This window comes from Rhodococcus ruitaii, from assembly GCF_055230935.1.
This window is the reverse complement of sequence record NZ_JBUYWC010000008.1, coordinates 139,664-163,900: the sequence shown is the minus strand read 5'-3', so window position 1 is coordinate 163,900 and position 24,237 is coordinate 139,664. Positions and strand designations below refer to the sequence as shown.

The window sequence follows — 24,237 nt, the reverse complement described above, 5'->3', positions numbered from 1 at the left end:
AGGGCAGGATGTCGTACGGCACGTGCAGTCGGCGGAAGGGTTCGGTGGATGACGAGGATCGGTATTCTCACCAGTGGCGGCGACTGCCCCGGCCTCAATGCGGTGATCCGCGGGGCGGTGCTCAAGGGCACCGAGGTGCACGCGCAGGAGTTCGTCGGTTTTCTCGACGGCTGGCGAGGCCTTGTCGAGGGCGATGTGATCCCATTGGACCGCAGCCGGGTTCGGGGTCTCGCGCAGCAGGGCGGCACCATCCTCGGAACAAGCCGGTTCGGTCCCTATCAAGGGCCGGACGGCGGAGCGCAGAACATCCAGGCGACCCTGGACAGGCTCGGGATCGACGCGGTCGTCGCGATCGGCGGCGAAGGCACGGCGTCGGCCTCGAAGCGACTGTTCGAAGAAGGTATCCGGATCGTCGGTGTCCCGAAGACCATCGACAACGATCTCAGCCGCACCGACTACACCTTCGGCTTCGATACGGCGGTCGAGATCGCCACGGTCGCCATCGACCGTCTCCGCACCACCGGGAACTCGCACAAGCGCTGCATGGTGCTCGAGGTGATGGGCCGTCACGCCGGGTGGATAGCGCTGCACTCGGGAACAGCCGGGGGAGCACACGCCATCCTCATCCCCGAACATCCCGAGAGCCTCGAACAGATCTGTGCATGGGTCACGAGTGTGCGCGACCGCGGTCGCGCACCGATGGTCGTTGTTGCCGAAGGCTTCACCTTGCCCGAAATGACGGAAGCGCACTCCACGAAGGGGCTCGACGGGTTCGATCGACCCCGGCTCGGGGGTATCGCCGAACTCCTCGCACCGCTCATCGAAGAACACACAGGTGTCGAGACCCGCGCGACGGTCCTCGGGCACATCCAGCGCGGTGGCGTCCCCACCGCGTTCGACCGGGTTCTCGCGACCCGGCTCGGCATGGCCGTCACCGATCTCGTGGCCGACGAGGAATGGGGGCACATGGTGGCCCTGCACGGAACCGACATCGCTCGTGTCGGATTCGAGGAGGCGCTCGCCGATCCCAAGTATGTGCCGGACGAGCGCTACCAGGAGATGCGGGTCATCTTCGGCTGACACCGGCCGCCGTCTAAAATCGTGAGCATGACTGCCTCCGTGTCTGCCGACCTGCTCGCCTACGACGACGTGCTCGCGAAGTTCGAGCCAGTGATGGGCATGGAGGTGCACGTCGAACTGCACACCGCCACCAAGATGTTCTGCCCGTGCCCCACCGCGTTCGGTGCCGAGCCGAACACCCAGGTCTGCCCCGTGTGCCTGGGCCTGCCCGGTGCACTGCCGGTGGTCAACCAGCAGGCCGTCGAATCCGCAATTCGCATCGGCCTCGCGCTGAACTGTTCGATCACCCCGTGGGGCCGGTTCGCGCGGAAGAACTACTTCTACCCCGACCAGCCGAAGAATTACCAGATCTCGCAGTACGACGAGCCGATCGCCACCGAGGGCTACCTCGACGTCGTGCTCGACGACGGCACCACGTGGCGCGTCGAGATCGAACGCGCCCACATGGAGGAGGACACCGGCAAGTCGCTGCACGTCGGCGGTGCCACCGGGCGCATCCACGGCGCCAGCCACTCGCTGCTCGACTACAACCGTGCCGGGGTTCCGCTCGTCGAGATCGTCACCAAACCCATCGAAGGTGCGGGCGCGCGTGCCCCAGAGGTGGCTCGCGCCTACGTCACCGCCCTACGCGACCTGCTGAAGGCGCTCGACGTCTCCGACGTGCGGATGGACCAGGGTTCGATGCGGTGCGACGCCAACATCTCGCTGATGCCGATCGGCGCGAAGGAATTCGGCACCCGCACCGAGACGAAGAACGTCAACTCCCTCAAGTCGGTCGAGGTCGCCGTTCGTTACGAGATGCGCCGGCAGGCGGCGGTTCTCGTCGGTGGCGGTGAAGTGATTCAGGAGACGCGCCACTTCCAGGAGGCCGACGGCACCACCTCACAGGGGCGCCGCAAGGAAACCGCGGAGGACTACCGCTACTTCCCCGAACCCGACCTCGAACCGGTCGCCCCCGCCGCCGCGTGGGTCGAGGAACTGCGCACGACGCTGCCCGAGTTGCCGTGGCTGCGTCGCGCCCGCATCCAGGCCGACTGGGGCGTGTCCGACGAGGAGATGCGCGACCTCGTCAACGCCGGCGCTCTCGATCTGGTCATCGCGACCGTCGATGCGGGCGCCCCGGCCTCCGAAGCACGCTCGTGGTGGGTCGCGTATCTCTCGCAGCAGGCCAACACCCGCGGCGTCGAACTCGGCGATCTGCCCATCACCCCGCCGCAGCTGGCTCAGGTCATCGCGCTGGTCGCCGAGGGCAAGCTGACGAACAAGCTCGCGCGCAAGGTCGTCGACTACGTTCTCGAAGGCGAGGGTGAGCCCGCGCAGATCCTCGAGGCGCACCCCGAACTCGTCGTCGTGCGCGACGACAGCAAACTCCAGGCCGCCGTCGACGAGGCACTCGCCGCGAACCCGGACATCGCCGACAAGATCCGCTCCGGCAAGGTTGCGGCTGCCGGCAAGATCGTCGGCGACGTCATGAAGGCCACGCGCGGCCAGGCCGACCCTGCCCGGGTGAAAGAACTCGTAATCGCTGCGTGCAGCTGATCTTGTGCCGCTAACGTAGCGGTACATGACCGCCGCCGTCGCCACCTCGCTCTTGTGGATCGTGGTGGCGGCGGTACTCGCACCGGTCATCGCCGGTGCAGTGCCTCGCAGGCTCGTGCCGGAGGTCGTGCTGCTGCTCGTGGCCGGTGTGCTCATCGGGCCCTACGTGTTCGAGCTCGCGTCGGTCGACAGCGAGATCGAAATGCTCCGGGAGTTGGGGCTGGGGCTGCTGTTCCTGCTCGCGGGGTACGAGATCGACCCGAAGGAACTCACCGGTCGCGGAGGTCGCCGCGCGCTGGTCGCCTGGCTGGTGTGTTTCGCACTCGCCCTCGCGACCATGGGCACCCTCTCCGCGGCCGGGGTGGTGCACGCGGGCGTCGCGGTCGCGATCGCCCTCACGTCGACTTCGCTGGGCACGCTGTTGCCGATCCTCGCCGACCGCGGTCTCATCGCGACCCGGCTCGGTCGCGCCGTCCTCAACCACGGCGCTGTCGGTGAACTGTTTCCGATCATCGCGATGGCGGTCCTGCTCGGAGCGCGTGGCGCCGTGTTGTCGCTGGTAGTACTGGCGGTGTTCGCGGCGATTGCGGTACTCGTAGCGTGGCTGCCGCGACGGATCCTGCGCGAAGGATCGCAGTTCCTGCGCTTCGTGCAGCGCACATCCGAAACGACTGCGCAGACACCGGTGCGGTTGACGATGCTGCTGCTCGTCGGGCTGATCGCGGTGGCTGTCGTGTTCGATCTCGATGTGATCCTCGGCGCGTTCGCGGCGGGATTCATCCTGCGGCGGCTCGTACCGGCAGGTGACGAACGTCTCGAGTCGAAACTCGACGGACTCGCCTACGGATTCCTCATCCCGATCTTCTTCGTCACGTCGGGAATGGCGATCGATGTTCGTGCCGTCGCCGACGCCCCAGGTGTGCTCGTGACCTTCTTCGCGCTGCTCGTCGTCATCCGAGGTGTCCCCGTGTTCGTGGCGTCGCGCACCGACCGATCGCCCGGCGGGGGCCGGTTCGACACGTCGCAGCAAGCGCAGATCGCGTTGTATTCGACGACGGGCCTCCCGCTGATCGTCGCAGTGACGGGGGTTGCGGTGGCGGCGGGGGAGATGAGCAACGCGGCCGCGTCGATCCTCGTTGCGGCCGGTGGCATCACCGTGCTGACCCTGCCGGCACTGGCCGGTCTGCTACCGAGTCCCGACCGACCGCAGTCACCCACGGATCGGGGTCCACATTGATGTCAGCGTGCAGTTACTCCCCCTGCCTCTCGTGTTCGGCGACCGTGGGCCACCCCGGATCGAAGGGCTCGACGACGGGGGGACCCGGACGGCGCTCCGTGATCGGGGTGTCCTCGTCGATCCCCGACGTCTCGTAATAGCAGGTGCTTCGTGGTCCGCCGTCATCGTTCCGGTAGTCGGTGAAGGTGTGGATCTCCCAACCGTCGAAGACGTTCCATGTGGGGTATGGGATTCGGTGATCGTAATCGAGCGATGGTGGGGTGGCGGTGTCCCATCCGGTCCGTTGGATACGGAGGGACCAATAGCGCAGTCGTTCCTTGCGTACCCAGTCGGTGTCGGTCGGGGTGGCGGTGTTCAAGAGGAGATTGCACACATGGACTTCGGTGGTCGGTGTTCCGTCCGCGGTGGTGGAGTGAATTTCGAGGACATGGTGGTCGATGGTTCCTGTTCGCGGAGCGGGAGTCCTGGCCACGTACTCTCGGACGTCTACGAAACCGGGGTAGGCGGCGGCCAGGTCGGCGGTGCGCCAGTAGTTGTGGTCGCTTTCGATGAAGGCACGCGCGACTTGCAATTCGGGTGAGTCGAGGTCGATGCCGGGCGAGGCGGTCCAGCGGTGGGACATGACCTGTGCGTTGGCGTCGAGAGCGGCGAAGGGATCCGGTTCGGGTGCCGGTGGCGTGGTGTCGGAAGTGCACGAGACGGTCGCGAATGCGCACACCAATGCCAGGGCCGCTGTTTTCAGCGTGGGGAATCGATTGTGCCGAGAATGTTGTTCCTGCCGTAGCGAAGAACTCATCGAGGAGCGGCCTCCTCGGTTCCGACCCGCACGGTCGGAGTAACCTGCGAGTATCCTTTCTCGTAGTATTCTCGATATCCTTCGTAATCAATTCCGCAGCTGGTCAAGGCATTATCGGCTGCGCTTATAATTACGATTCTGCGCGAATCGTCGGCGGGGTATCGAAGGGTGTTGTCGTCACCCAGTAGGTTCGCTTCCCGAAGGTCACCCAAGACTGCCGGATCGTCAGGAAGCCCGTACTGACCAACAGCGCTGTCCAGAAGAAAATACGAGTTCGTTGCTTCGTAGTTGCTGAAGTCTCCCGTGAAGGGTGATGCTTCACGGCTGTCGAAGGCGGGAACAAAGGCATCGTGGATGGCCGTGCTGTTGATGTCCAACAGCAGGCCGACGGTCGAGCTGAGTCGCGGGTCCAACGCCACGAGATTTCTGACAACCGTGTAGTTCGTGTTGTATGTGTCTTCCCTGCGCTGCTGCGCGAACTGCTCGCGCTCGGTGGTGTCGTCGAACATTTCGTCAGCGACATTGTAGATTCCCTTGTCGACCAATGCTTGGAGTCGTCCCGCGGCTGCGGCAGGGGTGTGGCTGATGGATGCGTCGCCGGCGTACTCGGCGGCGAGGTGTCGGGTGAAGGTGGTAGCAGCACTGCCGAAAGTTGTGCTGGATTCCGAATCGGTCGCCATCAACGTGAATATGCGCTGGGCATGCTTGAATGAATCGGTAGGCTCGAGGCTCCCTACGTTCCACACCCCCGAATCGTCGGCTTGGATCATCTCGGGAATGTACCCGTGCAACCCGTCCGCGAACGCTCGGACGAGCTCAGGATTGACCTCTCCGATGTTGGAGGTGTTCTCGCCGTGCACGTCCATCAGGGTGTCGTAGTTCTCGTCGTGCGAGAGATACTGTGCGAGGCCGAGTGCGGAACTTTCCGCGCGGTCGATGAGTGCGCTATCGCCGCTGGTGTGCGCGGTTCCCATCTCGTGGGTCATCCAATTCGTCAATCGTCCGGCGGATTCGCCGTCGTCGTCCCACGAATGGGTGAACAGGGGTGTGAGAAGATCGTCCCGCTCGATGTCCGTCCGTCCGTCACCGTTCAGGTCGCCGGTGAGCACCCGAGCGCTCACGTCGTGGTTGCTGGTGGCGACGTCGAGCATCGATTCACCCGCGTGAGGGATCGGAATGGGGACAGAATCGAACGGTCCTGACGGATCGGTTCCGATCGCGCTGATCACGGCAGCTTGGGACGCGGCGGATTCGACCAGTTTTGTTCCCAGGTCCGCACCGGGAATGCCCTCGCCCGACCCGACGAACGTCCAGAACTCACGGCCGCGGAGCACCGCGTCTACGTAGGCGGCGTCGTCGACATGGGCCAGGGCGTCGCGATGTGCCGTGGCGGCCGCACCCGGCTCGGACTCCAGTTCGGTACGTACATCCGGCGGCAACGAGTCGAGGAAACCTGCCAACGTGGCTGGCACCTCGTATCCCGGCACGGGGGTTCCCGGGCGCACGTCGACCAGATCGCGCACCTGTTGTGGGAGGCGATCCCATCCGCCGCGAGCATCGTCGACATCGCGTACGTTCTCGTTGGACAGGACCAGTAGTCCGTTCGCCAGGCTCTCGCGTGCGTCGAGGGACGCGGGGGTGGCGTCGTCGAGGAGTTGTTCCTGCAGTCGGAGGAGGCCGTCGACGCCTGCTCGTGCATACAGATCTTCGAGGTAGTCGAACGCTCCGGCGGGCAATGTGGTGACCACGTTGCCGGCGGCCAGTTCGTCAAGGGTGCGTGGATCGAGGCCGGCGGCAGCGAGATTCGCGGTGACGCGTGCGAGTTCCTCGGATGTGATGGTGCCGTCCGTGAGCGCTTCCCAGTCGTGGACGGCCTCGGCGGGGGAGAAGACCGCGGGTCGAGGTGTCATGTGGATGAGGTTCGAGACGCAGTCGGAAATACGGCGGGCGCCTTCGGTGTCCAGGACGCCGACGACGCGAAGGGCTTCTTGGATCATTCCCCAGTGTGCGGTCGCGTCGGGTTCTCCCCGGTAGGTTCCTCGGAAATCGGTGCCTTCCGTGATGCCGGTGTCGCTGACGACGAACCCGGCGCGTTCTGCTTCGGAGATCTTGTCGAGAGCAACTCTCACGGCGTACCCGAGGTCTTCGTCGACGTTCCGTACCGTGGAAGCGATGCTTCGTATTTCCTCGATGATCGAGGTTGCCGATCGTTCTTCGCGATCGAGGTGATCTTCGGCTGCGTCTGCGGCGATACCGGTCCACGCATACCAGAGGTCCCTCGTCGCACTGTTCGTCGTGTCACGCGAGGTCTCCAGCAGGCGTGCGATCGTGTCGGTGGAATCCGCGCTGTAGCCGAAGGCATGCCGGTCCCAGTGACGGACGTCGGCGATCGACGGAGTCATGCTGAAACTGCTTTCCGGAGTTCGTCGCTGAAGTACTGGTCGGTCTGCGAGTAGTCTTCGCAGACGCGGTTCATGGTGTCGTGCAATGACCACGCGCGGTCGGCGAGGATCAGCAGTGCTCGCCGGATTGCGTTCTCGGCATCGCCGATCGCGGCGACGGACGCCGAACTCCGGAGGAAGCCTCCGATAGAGGTGATGCGCATCGACGATGCGTCGATGTCGGTGAGTTCTTGCGCGTGTGCGTCGAAGCGTCCGGACACCACCTGAATCTGTGGGAGGTCGACTTCGATCGTGTCGGGCGTTCCCATGTGAGCCTCTTTCGTCGATGTGCGTGTGGAGTTCGAGCGATCGGATGTGTTCCGGCTACGACTCGGAACCACCCTGATGCCACGGAAATCTGGGTTCCGGTGGGCGGCACGATTGGTAGGTGCCGACACGAACGGCAACGCTGCGGTGGCCGGCCGACGGCACTGCGCTCAACGGAAACGATGTCATGGACTCCCCCTTCCGACCTCATGCCCCCGCGAGATCAACAGCGAGACAGTAGCAGAACTGAACCACGCCAGTACCTACTTGCACGCGTGTGCAGGCAGGTGGCTGAGCCGTGCGTCACGGTGCGACTCAGGTCGCAGACGGCGACTTCTGAATCAGCGCGCGTTCATTCAGTGCTGTGGCCGCCGATGTCGGATCGACGAGCCGGGTCGACAGCGTCCGTCGGGCGAGAGCTTCCGGCAGGGCAGAGGAGAACTTCAGCCCCGTGAGCGCGTTCTTGTCCACCGTCGGCAGGCGCCGCTCCCCGTTGTGATTTCGCAGGGCTGCAAGCCCGGCTCGAATCTCGTCGACCGAGAGGTCGCCGTGCAGGCGGAGGGATTCGGCTCCGATGCGCTGACGTGGTGGAACCAGGTCCGGCGCCCACGCCGCGAGGGTGCGGTTCGCTTTCGCGCCCGCCCACGTCCACCAGCGCCAGTCGTCGCGACCGTCACGCGCGATGACGAACGCACCCTCGGCGACGTGGGCGGCGCGCTGCACGCGCACATCGTCCAGGGTCGCGACGGCCCGGCGTGTGAGCGTGACGCCGTTCGGCAACGCGCCCAGCACGACGTCGCGCACACCACGGGTGATCTCGAACGATGCGCCGTCGGGCAGCGACATCCACTTCGCGCGACCCCGAAGGTCGGTGTTCTCGACGAACACGTGGCGGCGTTTCCAGTCGATGTGGGTGACCTTCCATGATCGGCCGCCGAGCAGCAGGACACGAGGGCCTTCGATCTCGTCGGTGAGTACCCCGGTCTCGACGGAGCCGATTTCCTGCCGTCCCGCGAACACCGTGAACTCGGGTGCGGCGGTGAACACGGCGAGCAACTCCTTGAAATGCCTTCGCCCGAAATGCTTCTCCGCTTCCGGACCGATGAAGGCGGTCCCCGAATCGTGTTCGAGGAAGCCTCCCTCGAGGAGGTGATCGAAGATCTCCTGCCCATCGGATCCGAACAGCGGCAGGGGTCCCCAGGTTCGCTGCCGCCCGGCGGACCAGCACTGCAGCATTCCGAGGGTGCTGAGCACCGCCTCGTCGGTGACGCCGAGAAACAGGCAGTTGCGGGTGGTGCCCGGACGCCACCTGGTATGGCCGAGGCGCTGCAGGAATGACGATACCGTGCGAGGCGCGTTGATCTGGATGACGCGGTCGAGATCACCGACGTCGATACCGAGCTCGAGCGTCGAGGTGGCGACGGTGACACAGTCTCGGGCCTCGGCGAACGCCTGCTCCGACTCGCGGCATTCTCGACGCTGCCGACCGAATCGACGGTGATCTCGGGCGCCGCGGTGTTCCCGGCGACGGCCGGCGCGATCACCCGACCGGGCGAGATGTGACCGCCCTGCAGCCAGCCGAGCAGTTCGTCGGGGTTGCCGACGGTGGCGGACATCCCGACACGCTGTAGCTTCCTGCCGAGGAGCGACTCGAGCCGGGCGAGCACGGCCAGCAGATGCCAGCCGCGGTCGTCGCCCGCGAAGGCGTGCACTTCGTCGACGATGACGGCCTGCACACCGCCGAGAACCTCGGTGGCGTCGACACTCTCCGACACGAGCATCGACTCGAGGGATTCCGGGGTGGTGAGCAGGACATCGATCCGGTCCCGCTTGATGCGGCCGCGCACCGAGTGCCCGACATCGCCGTGCCGGGTCATGGCGCCGCGCCCCATCCACGCGGCGTACTCGTCGATGCGGGGTTGCAGGTTGTTCAGCAGCGCCTTGAGTGGGCACAGGTACAGCACGGAGATGCCATGCCATCGTTCGCGTTGCATTCGGGTGAGGATCGGGAACATGGCGGCCTCGGTTTTGCCGCCCGCGGTGGGTGCGAGCAGGATCGCGTCGGGTCGCGCAGGTGTGCGCGCGGCACCGTGGTGACCTTGTCGACCATGATGCGACTCGGCTGGTCGAGGCCGGTGGCGGGAGTCGCGTCGACGGCGATACGAAGGAGTGGCGCGTCGACGAACGCCTGGTCGTCGGTCTCGTGTTTGTCGTCGCGGATTCCTGTCGGTGGGTGTCGATACGATTCGCACATGCTTTCGACAGTGGTGGGAGGGGAGGCGATCGAGGCGCGATTGACCGCCCTCGAGTCGGCGATCGGCGGCCTGCTCGGCGACGACCTGTCCTCACTGTCGGAGGACGGCCTCGTCGAGGTTCTGCAGCGGGTGGAAGTGTCGCTGAGGAAGGTGTCGGCCGTGGGGAACCGGCTGATCGTCGAATCGGTCGAACGGTCGATCCCCGGAAACCTGGCCTGCCGGTCGATCAACGATTTCCTCATCGGTACGTTGCGGATTTCCGCGTCCGATGCGGCGCGCAGAGTCGAGGGCGCGAAGAAGGTCGGCATGTGGCGCACCCTCGGTGGCGAAGCTCAGGAGCCGGACCTGCCTGCTACCGCTGCCGCGCAGCGGGTCGGCGCGATCGGGCCGGATCATGTCGCGGCCGTCGCGCGGATCATGCGGAAGGTTCCGTATGGCGCCGAGGCGGATGAGATCGAGGCGGCGGAGAAGATCCTTGCCGATGCGGCCTGCTCGGTCACACCCGAGGACGTCACCAAAGTCGGCGTTCGTCTGCTGGCGCACCTGAACCCGGACGGTGACGTGCCCGACGAGAAGGAACGCAAGCGCCGGCGTGGTGTGCGGATCGGCAAGCAAGGTGCCGATTTCATGTCGCCGATCTCAGGGCTGCTCGATCCCGAGACGCGGGCACTGCTCGAACCGGTGCTGGCGAAACTCGCTCGTCCGGGTATGAACAACCCGGACGACCCCGAATCCCCGTCCGGGGATGTCGACTCGCCGGATCTGGACCGCACCGCTCTCGTTCAGGCTGCGGCCCGCGACACGCGGACGGTCGCGCAGCGAAATCACGACGCGGTGAAGGTGGCGTTGCGGCAGTTGCTGTCGTCCGGTGTGCTGGGCAGTCATCGAGGGCTGCCGGTCACGGCGATCATCACGATGAGCGTGCAGCAGCTCGAGGAGGCGTCGGGTGTGGTGACCACCGCGACCGGTGGTCTGGTGCCGATCAAGGATGCACTGCGCATGGCCGAGCGTGCGCACCCGGTGCTCGCGTTGTTCGATCACCGCGGTAGGCCGTTGCACCTCGGGCGGGCGAAGCGTCTCGCGTCGGTGGATCAGCGGCTCGCGTTGATCGCCGCGTCGCGGGGTTGCACGCGGCCGGGTTGCGACGCACCCGCGACGTTGACTGCGGTGCATCATATTCGGGAGTGGAAGGATGGCGGACCCACCGACATCACCAACGAGGATCTCGCGTGCGATGCCTGCCACGCGCTCGTGCACGAGGGGCCGGGTGGTTGGCAGACGCGGGTCGCGTCACCCGGTGCGGAGTATCCGGGCAGGACGGAGTGGATTCCGCCGCCGCATATCGATCCGGAGCGGACGGCTCGGGTCAATCATCGTCACCACCTCGGCGATCTGTTGTCGGCGGCGTTGGCGCATTATCGTGCGCGGCGGGAGTCGGAGGCGCGGGAACGTCGGGTGAGGTGGCAGCGTGAGGCAGGTGGAGATTCCGGCGGTGACGACTGCCCGTAGGGTGTGGGCTTAATTGAGTTGGGCACGTGGATCAGTTCGCGCGCCCGCGGACCTGCGCGCGAGCGAGGAAAGCATCGACGGACGTCGAACCATCATCGGCCGGATCCCACCGGTCACTGCCTTGTGCCACTTCACCGCACCCCGGTCAGTCGAATCCTCCACCACCTGCGGGGAACTGGATGCGGATGACACGATCGTCGTTGGGTCCGGGTTCGCCCCCGTCTTTGTTGACCGTCGACACCCACAGCAGGCCATCGGGTCCGGCCGACGCCCCACGCAGCATGCCGTAGCGATCGTCGAGTGTGAGGACGGGTGCGGCCGTCACAGCGCCGGTTGCGGGATCGATCGACACCACCGACACCGCTTTCCCGTCGGTGAGTGATACCGCGAGTCCATCGGGGGAAGCGGCACACCCCGCCACTCCCGGCTTTTCCGGCCAGGTCCAGGCGGGTCCGGCTGCCGCCGCGCCGTCCATGCTCACCCGCTGCAACCGGTCTTCGAGCACCGTGCGATCGGTGACCCACAGACTGCCGTTCGGATCACGGCACACGTCGCCTGCTTCACCGAGGCCGGACAGCGTGACGGTCGGTGCCGCGGGCGCGCCGGGTGCGGGCAGCGGAAGCGACAGCAGCTTGCCCGACAGAGACGACGGATTTGCTGCCGCGGCCGGATCACCCGCATTGCCGGTGAGAACGGCGAGTTCGGTGGGCGAGGAGAATTCGAGGGCACCCGCATTCCCGGTGGCGCCGCGCGGGATCCCGGTCAGCACATCCTTGGGGACATCGCCGGCCGCGATCCGCACGACCCGATTGTCGGATGGAGTGGTGATGTAGGCGTAGAGCAGACGGTCCTCGTTGTAGGTGGGGGACAGGACGACATCGTGCAACCCGCCGTCTCCCGAGCCGTCGACCGGTACCGTCGCGACCTCGACGGGTTCCTCACCGACCGCGACACGCAGGATGCGACCTGTGCGTCGCTCGGTCACGAGTGCGGAATTGCCGTCGGGAAGGGCGATGAGTCCACCGGTGGTATCGAGGCATGTCGCGATCACGGCGGGATCAGGATCGACGCACGGACCCGGGGGGACAGGTGGTGCGCTCGGCGTGGTCGTCGTGCTCGGCGATTCCTCGGGGCCGACGCCACCGGCGTCGAACGACGGTGCAGACGTGAACGGTGTGGTGGCTGCGTCGTCGAATTGCGCGCATGAGGGAACGAGAAGGACCCCGATAGCCAGGGCCACCGCGCTCGTACGCATCTTCCACGAACCTGCCGACCGCGTGCCCCTCGTCATGGCGCAAACGTTACCGGGACGACGCGCGGCCGTGCGTATGCCGGGTCCTCGGCGGCACGGAGACCTACCCTGGGCTGGTGACCGACAATGAGAACGGCCGCGCGCCGGACACAGGTTCGAGTCCTTTCGACCGACCGACGCTGCCGCTGCGCCGGGATCGGCCTGCCATGCTCGAATCCGACGACGACCTCGGCTTCGACAATTCCGCCCTCGATGATTCCGGTTTCGATGGTTCCGGTTTCGGTGACGTCGGGTACGGCGGCGTCCAGTACGCGGCACCCACCGAACAGATCTATCAGCCCGTCCCGGCAGGAACAGCTGTCGCCGACGAGCCCGCCGTCGTGAAACCGCGGCGCGGATCCCTCGATCTCGGGCTCGTCGTGCTGCGCCTCGCGGTGGGCGGCATCATGATCGTCCACGGACTGCAGAAGCTGGTGGGATTGTGGGGCGGTCCGGGGCTCGACGGGTACGAGGAACTGCTCCGCGACGCCGGCTATCAGCAGCCGGGAATCCTTGCGATCGTCGGTGCCGCCGGAGAGATCGCGGCGGGAGCGTTCCTCGTGCTCGGTCTGCTCACGCCGCTCGCAGCGGCCGCGGTGGTGGCGATCATGATCAATGCGGTGTTGTTCACCCACGAACTCGAGCCCGGCGTGCAGTTCTTCGCCAGCGAGCAGTCGGGATTCGAGTTCGAGGTGCTCCTCGGTGCGGCCGCGGTAGCGCTCACTCTCACCGGTCCGGGGCGCATCGCGATCGACGGTCCACGCAAGTGGGCGACCCGGCCGTTCGTCGGATCGTTCGTCGCGTTGCTGGTCGGTGTCGCGGCGGGGGTGTGCCTGTGGGTCTTCGGCCGCTGAGACCTGCCCATCTCTCGAGCGGCGCGGTCTACGGCACCTGCCGGACCGCGCCCTTGTCGGCGGAGGTCGCGAGCGCGGCGTAGGCGCGCAGCGCCTTCGAGACCGTGCGCTCACGCGCGACCGGCTGCCACGGACGTTCGGAGGCCTCCATCTTCGCGCGACGTTCGGCGAGGACGTCGTCGTCGACGAGTACCTCGAGTGCGCGGGTGGCCACGTCGATGCGGATGCGGTCGCCGTTCTCGATCAGTCCGATCACGCCGCCCGACGCCGCCTCGGGGGAGACGTGCCCGATGGACAGACCCGACGTGCCGCCGGAGAAGCGTCCGTCGGTGATCAATGCGCACACCTTGCCGAGGCCGACACCTTTGAGGAACGACGTGGGATGCAGCATCTCCTGCATACCGGGGCCGCCGGCCGGCCCCTCGTAGCGCACGACGACGACGTCGCCTGCCTTGACCTTCTTACCCAGGATCACCGAGACTGCCTCTTCCTGGGATTCCACGACGAGCGCGGGACCTTCGAAGTGGAAGAGGTCCTCGTCGATGCCCGCGGTCTTGAGGATCGCACCGTCCGGGGCGATGTTGCCACGCAGCACGCACAAACCACCTTCGACGGTGTAGGCGTGTTCGATGTCGCGGATGCAGCCACCCGCAGCATCGGTGTCGAGGGAAGACCACCGGTTGTCGGTCGAGAACGGCTCGGTGGTGCGTACTCCACCGGGAGCGGCGTGGAAGAGTTCGAGCGCCTCGTCCGTGGCCTTGCCGGAGCGGACATCCCACTCGTCGAGCCACTGTTCGAAACTCTCGGTGTGGACGGTGTGCACTTCGGTCTCGAGCAGTCCGCCGCGGCGGAGTTCGCCGAGGATCGCGGGGATTCCGCCGGCGCGGTGCACATCTTCCATGTGGTAGTCGGAGTTCGGCGACACCTTTGCCAGGCACGGCACCTTGCGGCTGATCGCGTCGATCGTCGCCAGGTCGAAGCCCTCGCCGTCTCCCGTCGCTCCGCTCGCCCCGATCTCCCCCTCCTGCGCGGCCGCGAGGATGTGCAGCACCGTGTTGGTGGATCCGCCCATCGCGACGTCGAGTGCCATCGCGTTGCGGAACGCTGCCGGGGTGGCGACGTTGCGGGGCAGGACAGACTCGTCCTCGTCGCGGTAGTACCGCAGCGCCGCCTCGACCACGGTCGTCCCCGCACGCTCGAACAGTGCACGGCGTGCCTCGTGGGTCGCGAGGGTCGAGCCGTTACCCGGCAACGCGAGTCCGAGTGCCTCGGTGAGGCAGTTCATCGAGTTCGCGGTGAACATTCCCGAGCACGAACCACACGTCGGGCAGGCACTGCGCTCGACCTCGTCGAGACCGGCGTCGTCGACAGCGTCACTCGCAGACGCGGAAATCGCGGTGATGAGGTCGGTGGGTGCCTGTGCCACGCCGTTCACGACGACGGCCTTGCCGGCTTCCATCGGGCCCCCGGAGACGAACACTGTCGGGATGTTCAGGCGCATGGCCGCGTTGAGCATTCCGGGTGTGATCTTGTCGCAGTTGGAGATGCACACGAGAGCGTCGGCGGTGTGCGCGTTGGCCATGTATTCGACCGAGTCGGCGATGATTTCGCGGCTCGGAAGCGAGTACAGCATCCCGCCGTGGCCCATGGCGATGCCGTCGTCGACGGCGATCGTGTGGAATTCACGCGCGACGCCGCCGGCGGCCCGTACTGCGTCGGCGACGATCTCACCGACCTCTTTGAGGTGGACGTGGCCGGGCACGAACTGGGTGTACGAGTTCGCGATGGCGACGATCGGCTTGCCGAAATCGGAATCGGTCAGGCCGGTGGCGCGCCACAGGGAGCGCGCGCCGGCTGCATTGCGTCCGACGGTGGTGGTGCGTGACCTCAACGGGGGCATGGGCTGACTTCCTTGACGGGGCTGGTGGTGCTGCGCGTCGACCTGGTGTTGCCCGACTGCGCCGGGCTGTGGCGGTACTGGGGGCGCGACACGAACGAATCTACCCCCGTGCTATTTGCTGTCGGGATCCGACCTCTCGCGATCCGACTCGGTGTCGGCCGGTGTATCGGAAGTCACGATGTCGTCGTCCGCTTCGTTTTCTGTGTCGGCACGCTGCGCTTCTCTGGCTGCCGCATACGGGTCGGTGATCCGTCCACCGCTGGCTTCGGCGAGTTGCGGCAGGCGTCCGAAGGTGACGACGGGAAGTGCGACCTCGGTGTCGTCCGTGAGGGTCGCGCGCGCCCAGCCGCGTTTGGGGAATCGGATGCCCTTCAGTGAATCCCAGCCGATCGTCGTTGTGGACAGCGTCGCGCGCGCGACGATTCCGTCGGGGCCGACGACGGTGCGTACCCGCAGCACCCACGCGGCGACGAGGAACGGGATCACCAGCATCCACGAGAACGCGGCGGGCCATGCCATCGCGGGGGACAGCACCGCGAGGAACAGGAAGCCGCACGCGAGGAACGACACCCGCGAGATCTGGATGACCCGCGTTGTCGGCTCGGGAGTGCGGGCAGGTTCGGGAGTGTGGGAGGATGGAGTCGGTGGCACGGGCTGCTGTGGAGATGACACCTCACCATCTTCTCACTGCGGCCATGGCATCTCACATTCTGGGACAGTGACCGAACCAAGTTGACTGTTGCATCGCACGCGCCTACCGTCGACCGCGTGAATCAGAATGGGTTGCTCGTAATCGGCCGGCGCGTCGTCGCCTGAGCCGCTTATTGCAACTCGCCCACGACGCGCCACCCTCGTACAGCACAATGCTGACGAGGGTTTTTTGTTGCCCGGAGCCAGAATCAGAGGAATTCGTAGTGAGCGCACCAACCGCACGACCTCAACCCTCGCCGCGGAAACCGGGGTCTGCGACCCCGGCTACTGCAGCGCAGCCCGCGAACCGACGCCCGGTCGCCCCTGAGCGGATCACCGGAGCTCAGTCGGTTGTCCGAGCTCTCGAAGAGCTCGAGGTCGACACGGTATTCGGCATTCCCGGCGGTGCGATCCTCCCTGTGTACGATCCGCTGTTCGATTCGAAGAGTGTGCGCCACGTCCTCGTTCGGCACGAGCAGGGCGCCGGCCACGCCGCGACCGGATACGCGCAGGCCACCGGCAAGGTCGGTGTGTGCATGGCCACATCCGGTCCGGGCGCGACCAACCTCGTGACCCCGCTCGCCGATGCCCAGATGGACTCGGTGCCCATCGTGGCGATCACCGGCCAGGTCGGGCGACCGTTGATCGGCACCGATGCCTTCCAGGAAGCCGACATCTCGGGCATCACGATGCCCGTCACCAAGCACAATTTCCTCGTCACCGAGGGCACGGATATTCCCCGCATCCTCGCGGAAGCGTTCTACCTGGCCTCCTCGGGGCGGCCCGGGGCGGTGCTCGTCGACATCCCGAAGGACATCCTGGCGGCACAGACCACGTTCAGCTGGCCCCCGGAAATGCACCTGCCCGGGTATCGCCCGGTGACCAAACCGCACGGCAAGCAGGTCCGTGAGGCCGCGAGAATGATCGCCGACGCCAAGAATCCCGTCCTGTACGTCGGTGGCGGTGTGATCAAGGCCGATGCGTCCGCCGAGTTGCTCGAACTAGCGGAACTGACCCGCATCCCCGTGGTCACCACCCTCATGGCGCGCGGTGCGTTCCCCGACACTCACGAACTGCACTGCGGGATGCCCGGCATGCACGGCAACGTCGCAGCCGTGGCGGCGCTGCAGAGAAGCGACCTGCTCATCACCCTCGGAGCCCGGTTCGACGACCGCGTCACCGGTCAGCTCGACACGTTCGCGCCCGATGCCAAGGTCATCCACGCCGACATCGATCCGGCAGAGATCGGCAAGAACCGGCACGCCGACGTTCCGATCGTCGGCGACTGCAAGGAAGTCATCGTCGAACTGCTCGAAGCGGTCCGCGCCGACCTCGCGACGGGCACCACTCTCGACTACGCGACGTGGTGGACCTACCTCGACGACCTCCGCAGCACCTACCCGTTGTCCTACGACCGGCACACCGACGGCACCCTCTCGCCGCAGTACGTGATCCAGGCCGTCGGCAAACTCGCCGGACCCGACGCGATCTACTGCGCGGGCGTCGGCCAGCATCAGATGTGGGCTGCGCAGTTCGTCGACTACGAGAAGCCCCGCACGTGGCTGAACTCCGGTGGCCTCGGCACGATGGGGTACGCGGTGCCGGCTGCGATGGGCGCCAAGATGGGCAAACCCGAGACCGAGGTCTGGGCGATCGACGGCGACGGTTGCTTCCAGATGACCAACCAGGAACTCGCGACCTGCGCGGTCGAGGGGGTTCCGATCAAAGTCGCGTTGATCAACAACGGCAACCTCGGCATGGTGCGCCAGTGGCAGACCCTCTTCTACGAGAAGCGGTACTCGAACACCGATCTGTCCACACACAGCCTGCGTATCCCCGATTTCGTGAAGCTGGCCGAGGCGCTCGGCTGCGTCGGCATCCGTGTCGAGCGCGAGGAAGACGTCGAGGATGCGATCCGGCAGGCCCAGGCCATCAACGATCGTCCCGTCGTCATCGACTTCATCGTCGGCAAGGACGCTCAGGTATGGCCCATGGTTGCGGCGGGCACCAGCAACGACGAGATCATGGCTGCCCGCGACATCCGCCCGTTGTTCGACGACGATGCGGCCGACGACCCCACCGTGATCCACGAGACCATCGAGCGCGACCGTGCGCGCAGCGAACAGGCTGCCGCCGAGGAGGAAACCAAGTGAGCACGAGCCACACCCTCAGTGTTCTCGTCGAGGACAAGCCGGGCGTGCTGGCCCGCGTTGCATCGCTGTTCTCACGGCGTGGCTTCAACATCGAATCGCTCGCAGTCGGAGGGACCGAAGTCCCGGAGATCTCCCGGATGACGATCGTCGTGACGGTCGACGAATTCCCGCTCGAGCAGGTCACCAAGCAACTCAACAAGCTCGTGAACGTCATCAAGATCGTCGAGCAGGAAGACGAGGCGTCGGTTGCGCGTGAACTCCTGCTGATCAAGGTGCGGGCCGACGCCAGCGTGCGCACACAGGTCATCGAGACGGTGAACCTGTTCCGCGCCAAGGTGATCGACGTCTCACCTGAATCGTTGACGATCGAGGCCACCGGCACCCGGTCGAAGCTCGATGCGCTGCTGCGGATGCTCGAGCCGTATGGCATCCGCGAGATCGTGCAGTCCGGAGTGGTGGCGGTCGGACGCGGTCCGAAGTCCATCACGGCGACCCGTTAGCCTGAGCACACCCATATTTTCTGAAAGAGGTAACCACTGTGGCAGTCGAGATGTTCTACGACGACGACGCCGACCTGTCGATCATCCAGGGCCGCAAGGTCGCGGTCATCGGATACGGCAGCCAGGGTCACGCGCACTCGCTGAGCTTGCGCGACTCCGGCGTCGAGGTGCGTATCGGCCTGAAGGAAGGCTCCAAGTCGCGGGCCAAGGCCGAAGAAGCGGGCCTGACCGTCGGTACCCCGGCGGAGGTTTCGGAGTGGGCCGACGTCATCATGGTGCTCGCACCCGACACCGCTCAGGCCTCGATCTTCAGCAATGACATCGAGCCCAATCTGAAGGACGGCGACGCGCTGTTCTTCGGCCACGGTCTCAACATCCACTTCGACCTGATCACAGCTCCGGCGAACGTCACTGTCGGCATGGTTGCGCCGAAGGGCCCCGGTCACCTCGTGCGTCGCCAGTTCGTCGACGGCAAGGGTGTTCCGGCTCTGATCGCCATCGACCAGGATCCGAAGGGTGAGGGCCAGGCGCTCGCGCTGTCCTACGCCAAGGGCATCGGAGGCACCCGCGCCGGCGTCATCAAGACCACGTTCAAGGAAGAGACCGAGACCGACCTCTTCGGCGAGCAGGCCGTGCTCTGCGGCGGCACCGAAGAGCTGGTCAAGACCGGCTTCGAGGTCATGGTCGAGGCGGGCTACGCCCCCGAGATGGCCTACTTCGAGGTGCTCCACGAGCTCAAGCTCATCGTCGACCTCATGTACGAGGGTGGCATCGCTCGCATGAACTACTCGGTGTCCGACACCGCGGAGTTCGGTGGCTACCTCTCCGGCCCGCGCGTCATCGACGCCGGCACCAAGGAGCGCATGAAGGCGATCCTGGCCGACATCCAGTCCGGCGAGTTCACCCGCCGCCTCGTCGCCAACGTCGAGAACGGCAACACCGAGCTCGAGGGCCTGCGCAAGGCCAACGCCGAGCACCCGATCGAGGTCACCGGCAAGAAGCTGCGCGACCTGATGAGCTGGGTCGATCGCCCGATCACCGAAACCGCATAATCTGTTCGGATTCACCCCGGAGGCCCGGTACACCGAGAGGCGTACCGGGCCTTCGGCGTGTGTGGACCGGCCGCGTCCCGCGGCGTCGGGAGAGATACTGGACGAATGTCGCTCTGGACCGGGATCGGTCGGTTACCGGGTATCGCCACCGCACGTGCGTACCAGCGCGGCTGGTTGCGGAGCGACATCGGCGCCGGACTCGCACTCAGTGCGCTCCTCGTGCCCGCGGGGATGGGATATGCGCAGGCGGCGGGCCTGCCCCCGTACACAGGCCTGTACGCGACGATCGTGCCGATGCTGGTGTACGCGGTGGTCGGGCCCTCCCGAATCCTCGTACTCGGACCGGATTCCGCGCTCGCCCCGCTCATCGCGGCGGCGGTGATCCCCCTTGCATCCGACGGTGACCCGCAGCGGGCGATCGCGCTCGCCGGTGTGCTGTCGGTACTGGTCGGCCTTGTTCTCCTGCTCGGGGGAATCCTCCGTCTCGGGTTCATCACCGAACTGCTGTCCAACCCGATCCGCCTCGGTTTCCTCAACGCGATCGCGGTCATCGTCATCGTGGGGCAGTTGCCGTTGCTGGTGGGTACCGACGGTGACGAGACGGGTGTGCTCGCCGAGTTCGCGGATGTCGTCGACGACGTCCTCGAAGACGGTGTGCACCTGCCTGCGTTCCTGATGGGAGCCACGTGCATCGCCGTGATCGTCGTTGCCCGACGATTTGTTCCGATCGTCCCCGGTGTGCTGATCGCGGTTGTCGGCGCGGTGGTGGCAACAGCAGTGTTCTCCCTCGCCGACAGGATGACGATGGTCGGTGCACTGCCCGGGGGCTTTCCCGCGCCCGCGATCGGGGGTGTCGGGTGGGGAGATGCCGCCGGATTGATCGGCCCCGCAATCGCGATCGCTGTGATCGCGTTCGCGGACACAGCGGTCCTGTCCCGTACGTTCGCGATGCGGCACGGTGAGCACGTCGACGGCAGCTCGGAGATGCGCGCGCTCGGGGTAGCGAACGTCGCTGCGGGGGTCACGGGTGGATTTCCCGTGTGCGGAAGTGGCAGTCGCACGCCGGTCGTCGAAGAGGCCGGGGGGCGTACGCAACTCGTGGGTGTGGTCGGCGCGTTGACCGTCCTGGTCTTCCTGCTGGTCACGCCGGGGCTCACCGCCTACCTCCCGCAGGCGGCGCTCGGAGCGGTCGTGATCGTCGCGGCGAGTTCTTTGATCGACGTGGCTGCGCTCCGGCATCTGTGGATGGTGAGCAAGGTCGAATTCGGCCTTTCCGTCGCGGCATTCGCCGGTGTCGCCTTTGCGGGGGTCCTGCAGGGCGTACTCGTCGCCATCGGGCTGTCGCTGGTCGTCGTGCTGGTGCGTGCGTGGCAGCCGCACCGTACCGAGCTCGTCGAATTGCCCGATGTTGCCGGATATCACGATGCGGAACGGCATCCCGAGGGTCACCGGATCGACGGACTGGTCCTGGTGCGGTTCGACGCACCGCTGTTCTTCGCGAACGGATCGATTCTCACCCGGTACATTCGGGATCGCGTGAGCGACGCCGAAGGCTCCGTGCAGTGGGTCGTGCTTGCCGCGGAGCCGATCACCGATCTCGATACCACCGCGGTGGAGGCCATCGAGGAACTCGACGAATACCTCGCACGGAAGGGCATTCGTCTCGGCTTCGCGGCGATGAAGGGGCCTGTCAAGGATCGGTTGAAGAGAATGGCCGCCGAGGGCCGATTCGACGAGGAGCGCTTCCATCCGACCGTGCGCACCGCGGTCATCGCGTTCCGGCACCGTGAGGACGGCGTCGATCGCCGTGAGGTGGATGCACCACCGCGCGACGTCGTAGACGGAACCGCCGGGCGGGGGGATTCGGTGCGAGGCGAGGACGCGTGATCGCGCAGGTCAACGTGTCTGAATTGTGATGGGTGTGCCTGGTGTGGCTGCTCGGTCCGGGACCCGAGGCATTTTACGGTATCGCCTATGGGACGGTATCTGAGGGCGGCGGCCGGAGCGATGATTCTGGCGGTAGTGTGCGCCGGCGGCACCACGATGTCTGCAGGGGCGCAACCGGCAGTGCCGGGCATCGTCCTCCCCGAAGCCGACGTCCCCGCGATCGGCGACCTCCCGACACAACCGGAACTCTTCGGCGGCGGGCGAAATCTGTTCCCCGACAGGAGGTACGTCGCCCTGTACGGACACCCCGGCGGCCCCGCGCTCGGGGCCTTCGGGGAACAGGACACTGCCGGAGCGATTGCGCGGGTGCGCGATCTCGCGGGCCAGTACCAACAGTTCTCGGCAGAACCGGTGCTACCCGCGTTCGAGATCATCGCGACGGTCGCCTCCGCCGATCCCGGTACCGATGGGCGTTTCTCGCGTGTCACACCACCCGATCAGTTGCGGCCCGTGATCGACGAAGCCGAGGCTGCGGGTATCTATGTGATCTTGGATCTGCAACCAGGCCACAGTCACTTTCTCGAACAGGCTCGGATCTACGAGGAGTTCCTCGTGCGACCGAATGTCGGTCTCGCACTCGACCCGGAATGGCGGCTGGCGCCGGGACAGCAGCACATGGTACAGATCGGCTCCGTCGATTCGGTCGAGATCAACGAGGTGGTCGCGTACCTGGGCGACCTCGTGCAACGGCACGATTTGCCACAGAAGATGCTCGTTCTCCACCAGTTCCGCAGTTCGATGATCACCGGACGCGAGTTCGTCGACGCAGGCAGGTCGGACGTCGCGGTGGTACTACACGCGGACGGACACGGCTCACCGGGTCAGAAGCTCGACACGTGGAACGCGTTGCAGAGCGGGCTTCCGCCGCAGATCCACATGGCATGGAAGAACTTCTACGATGAGGACCTACCGACCTTCACCCCGGAGCAGACCATGGCGATCGAGCCGAAACCGGTGTTCGTGTCGTTCCAGTGAGTACCGGCGGGTAGGTGCCGTATCCCCACGGTCCCGCGGAGCCCGCCGGGGCACTAAACTGTGGGCGGTCGCGGCTTGAACACGCCTACCGTCAGGTGCCCGCGCCGTCGACCAGTCACCCATCCACGACACAGGGAGTTTGCACGTGAGCCAGAATGGCCGTCCAGTAGTCCTGATCGCCGACAAGCTTGCGCAATCGACCGTCGATGCCCTCGGTGACGGAGTCGAGGTGCGCTGGGTGGACGGCCCGGACCGCCCGGCCCTGTTGGCCGCTGTGCCCGACGCGGACGCATTGCTGGTGCGCTCGGCCACTACCGTCGACGCGGAGGTCCTCGCCACGGCGCCGAAGCTGAAGATCGTCGGCCGCGCAGGTGTGGGCCTCGACAACGTCGACATCACCGCGGCCACCGAGCGTGGCGTGATGGTCGTCAACGCTCCCACCTCGAACATCCACTCGGCCGCCGAGCATGCTGTCGCGCTGCTCATGTCGGCTGCGCGTCAGGTTCCTGCCGCCGACCGCACGCTGCGTGAGCGCACCTGGAAGCGCTCGAGCTTCAACGGCACCGAGATCCTCGGTAAGACGGTCGGTGTCGTCGGCCTCGGCCGGATCGGCCAGCTGTTCGCCCAGCGGCTCGCGGCATTCGAGACCCACGTCATTGCATACGACCCCTACCTGCCCGCCGCGCGCGCCGCACAGCTGGGTATCGAACTGGTCGACATCGACGAGCTCGTCGCACGCGCCGACTTCATCTCGGTACACCTCCCGAAGACGAAGGAGACCGCAGGCCTGATCAACGCCGAGCGTCTGGCCACGGCCAAGGACGGCGTCATCATCGTCAACGCGGCCCGCGGTGGTCTCATCGACGAGGACGCGCTGTACGACGCGCTCACCTCCGGCAAGGTCCGCGCTGCCGGACTCGACGTGTTCAATACCGAACCCTGCACCGATTCGAAGTTGTTCGACCTGGACAACGTCGTCGTCACCCCGCACCTGGGCGCCTCGACCGCCGAGGCGCAGGACCGCGCCGGCACCGATGTCGCCACGAGCGTGCTCCTCGCCCTCGCCGGCGAATTCGTTCCCGACGCCGTCAATGTCTCCGGCGGTCCGGTCGGCGAAGAGGTCGCACCGTGGCTCGAGCTGGTCCGCAAGCTCGGCTTGCTCGCCGGTACTCTCTCGCCCGAGGCGGTGCAGAACGTGCAGGTCGTTGCGAGCGGCGAGCTGTCTGTCGAGAACACCGAGATCCTCGGTCTGGCTGCACTCCGCGGGCTGTTCTCGGCCAGCAGTGACGAGCCGGTCACCTTCGTCAACGCACCGCAGCTCGCCGAGCAGCGCGGCGTGAGCGTCGAGGTCGAGAGCGTGAGCGAGGCCCAGACGCACCGCAGCTCGGTCGAGGTGCGCGCTGTGGCAGCCGACGGTGGCGTCACCACCGTGGCAGGCGCGCTCACCGGCCTGCAGCAGGTCGAGAAGATCGTCAACATCAACGGACGCAGTTTCGACCTGCGTGCAGAGGGCCACAATTTCATCGTCCACTACCAGGATCGCCCGGGTGTTCTCGGAACGCTGGGTACCGTCCTCGGCAACGCCGGTATCGACATCCAGGCTGCGGCGCTCAGCCAGGACGCCGAGGGCCCCGGTGCGACGGTGATCCTGCGCGTCGCCCGTGTCGTTCCCGACGCAGAGGTCGAGCAGATCACCTCGCAACTGGAAGCGCGGGTCGCGCAGGTCGACCTGTCCTGACCATTGCATCGCA

General features: G+C 66.2%; 18 protein-coding genes and 3 pseudogenes. 11 read left to right on the top strand and 10 right to left on the bottom strand.

What is annotated here, in order from left to right:
* Positions 1-48 precede the first annotated feature (48 nt).
* Genes ACZI8W_RS12180 through ACZI8W_RS12170 form a run of 3 tightly spaced genes read left to right on the top strand, consistent with a single transcriptional unit; the run spans position 49 to position 3,856 of the window.
* Positions 49-1,080, top strand: a complete 1,032-nt coding sequence (locus ACZI8W_RS12180) for a 6-phosphofructokinase (protein ID WP_463368750.1) — start codon at positions 49-51, stop codon at positions 1,078-1,080.
* A 27-nt stretch (positions 1,081-1,107) separates the two neighbouring features.
* Positions 1,108-2,619: an Asp-tRNA(Asn)/Glu-tRNA(Gln) amidotransferase subunit GatB gene (gatB, locus tag ACZI8W_RS12175; RefSeq protein ID WP_463368749.1), complete on the top strand. Its 1,512-nt coding sequence runs from the start codon at positions 1,108-1,110 to the stop codon at positions 2,617-2,619.
* Between the two features lie 25 nt (positions 2,620-2,644).
* Positions 2,645-3,856, top strand: coding sequence for a cation:proton antiporter (locus ACZI8W_RS12170; protein ID WP_463368748.1), 1,212 nt, complete (start codon positions 2,645-2,647; stop codon positions 3,854-3,856).
* 13 nt (positions 3,857-3,869) lie between these two features.
* Here ACZI8W_RS12170 and ACZI8W_RS12165 read toward each other — a convergent pair whose 3' ends face one another.
* From ACZI8W_RS12165 to ACZI8W_RS12135, 7 genes and pseudogenes are all read right to left on the bottom strand, one after another.
* Positions 3,870-4,652, bottom strand: a complete 783-nt coding sequence (locus ACZI8W_RS12165) for a hypothetical protein (RefSeq protein ID WP_463368747.1) — start codon at positions 4,650-4,652, stop codon at positions 3,870-3,872.
* Positions 4,649-7,054, bottom strand: coding sequence for a TPR repeat domain-containing protein (locus ACZI8W_RS12160; protein ID WP_463368746.1), 2,406 nt, complete (start codon positions 7,052-7,054; stop codon positions 4,649-4,651). The genes ACZI8W_RS12165 and ACZI8W_RS12160 overlap by 4 nt, the downstream gene beginning before the upstream one ends.
* Complete coding sequence (locus ACZI8W_RS12155; RefSeq protein WP_463368745.1) at positions 7,051-7,362, bottom strand: hypothetical protein; 312 nt, start codon at positions 7,360-7,362, stop codon at positions 7,051-7,053. Before ACZI8W_RS12155 ends, ACZI8W_RS12160 begins: the two co-directional genes overlap by 4 nt.
* Positions 7,363-7,675: 313 nt before the next feature.
* Positions 7,676-8,614, bottom strand: a complete 939-nt coding sequence (locus ACZI8W_RS12150) for a hypothetical protein (protein ID WP_463368882.1) — start codon at positions 8,612-8,614, stop codon at positions 7,676-7,678.
* A 117-nt stretch (positions 8,615-8,731) separates the two neighbouring features.
* A pseudogene (locus ACZI8W_RS12145) lies at positions 8,732-8,938 on the bottom strand (hypothetical protein); the annotation flags it as partial.
* Positions 8,939-9,009: 71 nt separating this feature from the next.
* Positions 9,010-9,375, bottom strand: a pseudogene (locus ACZI8W_RS12140) (DEAD/DEAH box helicase); the annotation flags it as partial.
* 56 nt (positions 9,376-9,431) lie between these two features.
* A pseudogene (locus ACZI8W_RS12135) lies at positions 9,432-9,539 on the bottom strand (type II toxin-antitoxin system PemK/MazF family toxin); the annotation flags it as partial.
* A 73-nt stretch (positions 9,540-9,612) separates the two neighbouring features.
* On the opposite strand from ACZI8W_RS12135, the gene ACZI8W_RS12130 reads away from it, so the two are divergent.
* On the top strand, positions 9,613-11,124 hold the full coding sequence (locus ACZI8W_RS12130; RefSeq protein ID WP_463368744.1) for an HNH endonuclease signature motif containing protein: 1,512 nt from the start codon (positions 9,613-9,615) through the stop codon (positions 11,122-11,124).
* 145 nt (positions 11,125-11,269) lie between these two features.
* Here the strand turns inward: ACZI8W_RS12130 and ACZI8W_RS12125 are convergent, their stop codons facing one another.
* The gene (locus ACZI8W_RS12125; RefSeq protein ID WP_463368743.1) at positions 11,270-12,415 is read right to left on the bottom strand and encodes a PQQ-dependent sugar dehydrogenase; all 1,146 of its coding nucleotides are present in this window, start codon (positions 12,413-12,415) and stop codon (positions 11,270-11,272) included.
* A gap of 77 nt (positions 12,416-12,492) precedes the next feature.
* Between ACZI8W_RS12125 and ACZI8W_RS12120 the strand changes: the two genes are divergently transcribed.
* Positions 12,493-13,269, top strand: coding sequence for a DoxX family protein (locus ACZI8W_RS12120; RefSeq protein ID WP_463368742.1), 777 nt, complete (start codon positions 12,493-12,495; stop codon positions 13,267-13,269).
* Positions 13,270-13,297: 28 nt separating this feature from the next.
* On the opposite strand, the gene ilvD is transcribed toward ACZI8W_RS12120, so the two are convergent.
* A complete protein-coding gene (ilvD, locus tag ACZI8W_RS12115) occupies positions 13,298-15,169 on the bottom strand; it encodes a dihydroxy-acid dehydratase (RefSeq protein ID WP_463368741.1) in 1,872 nt (623 codons plus the stop codon).
* A 111-nt stretch (positions 15,170-15,280) separates the two neighbouring features.
* Complete coding sequence (locus tag ACZI8W_RS12110; RefSeq protein WP_463368740.1) at positions 15,281-15,820, bottom strand: PH domain-containing protein; 540 nt, start codon at positions 15,818-15,820, stop codon at positions 15,281-15,283.
* Between the two features lie 263 nt (positions 15,821-16,083).
* Here ACZI8W_RS12110 and ACZI8W_RS12105 point away from each other — a divergent pair, with 263 nt between their 5' ends.
* The 6 genes from ACZI8W_RS12105 (at position 16,084) to serA (ending at position 24,224) form a co-directional block, all read left to right on the top strand.
* Positions 16,084-18,012: an acetolactate synthase large subunit gene (locus ACZI8W_RS12105; protein ID WP_463368739.1), complete on the top strand. Its 1,929-nt coding sequence runs from the start codon at positions 16,084-16,086 to the stop codon at positions 18,010-18,012.
* On the top strand, positions 18,009-18,512 hold the full coding sequence (gene ilvN / locus ACZI8W_RS12100) for an acetolactate synthase small subunit (RefSeq protein ID WP_463368738.1): 504 nt from the start codon (positions 18,009-18,011) through the stop codon (positions 18,510-18,512). Before ACZI8W_RS12105 ends, ilvN begins: the two co-directional genes overlap by 4 nt.
* 50 nt (positions 18,513-18,562) lie before the next feature.
* Positions 18,563-19,564 (top strand): ketol-acid reductoisomerase, encoded by a 1,002-nt coding sequence (gene ilvC / locus ACZI8W_RS12095; protein WP_463368870.1) that lies wholly within the window; start codon positions 18,563-18,565, stop codon positions 19,562-19,564.
* A 105-nt stretch (positions 19,565-19,669) separates the two neighbouring features.
* Positions 19,670-21,451, top strand: coding sequence for a SulP family inorganic anion transporter (locus ACZI8W_RS12090; RefSeq protein ID WP_463368737.1), 1,782 nt, complete (start codon positions 19,670-19,672; stop codon positions 21,449-21,451).
* An 87-nt stretch (positions 21,452-21,538) separates the two neighbouring features.
* Positions 21,539-22,486, top strand: a complete 948-nt coding sequence (locus ACZI8W_RS12085) for a hypothetical protein (RefSeq protein ID WP_463368736.1) — start codon at positions 21,539-21,541, stop codon at positions 22,484-22,486.
* A 145-nt stretch (positions 22,487-22,631) separates the two neighbouring features.
* Positions 22,632-24,224 carry a phosphoglycerate dehydrogenase gene (gene serA, locus ACZI8W_RS12080; RefSeq protein ID WP_463368735.1) on the top strand — a complete coding sequence of 531 codons (1,593 nt, stop codon included), beginning with the start codon at positions 22,632-22,634 and terminating at the stop codon, positions 24,222-24,224.
* Positions 24,225-24,237: the final 13 nt, after the last annotated feature.

Excerpts from the sequence above, each read along its gene's own strand:
- ACZI8W_RS12155 (WP_463368745.1), bottom strand. The coding sequence starts at position 7,362 with ATGGGAACGCCCGACACGATCGAAGTCGACCTCCCACAGATTCAGGTG.
- ACZI8W_RS12180 (WP_463368750.1), top strand. The coding sequence starts at position 49 with ATGACGAGGATCGGTATTCTCACCAGTGGCGGCGACTGCCCCGGCCTC.
- ilvC (WP_463368870.1), top strand. The coding sequence starts at position 18,563 with ATGTTCTACGACGACGACGCCGACCTGTCGATCATCCAGGGCCGCAAG.
- ACZI8W_RS12130 (WP_463368744.1), top strand. The coding sequence starts at position 9,613 with ATGCTTTCGACAGTGGTGGGAGGGGAGGCGATCGAGGCGCGATTGACC.
- ilvD (WP_463368741.1), bottom strand. The coding sequence starts at position 15,169 with ATGCCCCCGTTGAGGTCACGCACCACCACCGTCGGACGCAATGCAGCC.
- ACZI8W_RS12160 (WP_463368746.1), bottom strand. The coding sequence starts at position 7,054 with ATGACTCCGTCGATCGCCGACGTCCGTCACTGGGACCGGCATGCCTTC.
- ACZI8W_RS12085 (WP_463368736.1), top strand. The coding sequence starts at position 21,539 with ATGGGACGGTATCTGAGGGCGGCGGCCGGAGCGATGATTCTGGCGGTA.
- ACZI8W_RS12170 (WP_463368748.1), top strand. The coding sequence starts at position 2,645 with ATGACCGCCGCCGTCGCCACCTCGCTCTTGTGGATCGTGGTGGCGGCG.
- ACZI8W_RS12125 (WP_463368743.1), bottom strand. The coding sequence starts at position 12,415 with ATGACGAGGGGCACGCGGTCGGCAGGTTCGTGGAAGATGCGTACGAGC.
- ACZI8W_RS12090 (WP_463368737.1), top strand. The coding sequence starts at position 19,670 with ATGTCGCTCTGGACCGGGATCGGTCGGTTACCGGGTATCGCCACCGCA.
- ACZI8W_RS12165 (WP_463368747.1), bottom strand. The coding sequence starts at position 4,652 with ATGAGTTCTTCGCTACGGCAGGAACAACATTCTCGGCACAATCGATTC.
- gatB (WP_463368749.1), top strand. The coding sequence starts at position 1,108 with ATGACTGCCTCCGTGTCTGCCGACCTGCTCGCCTACGACGACGTGCTC.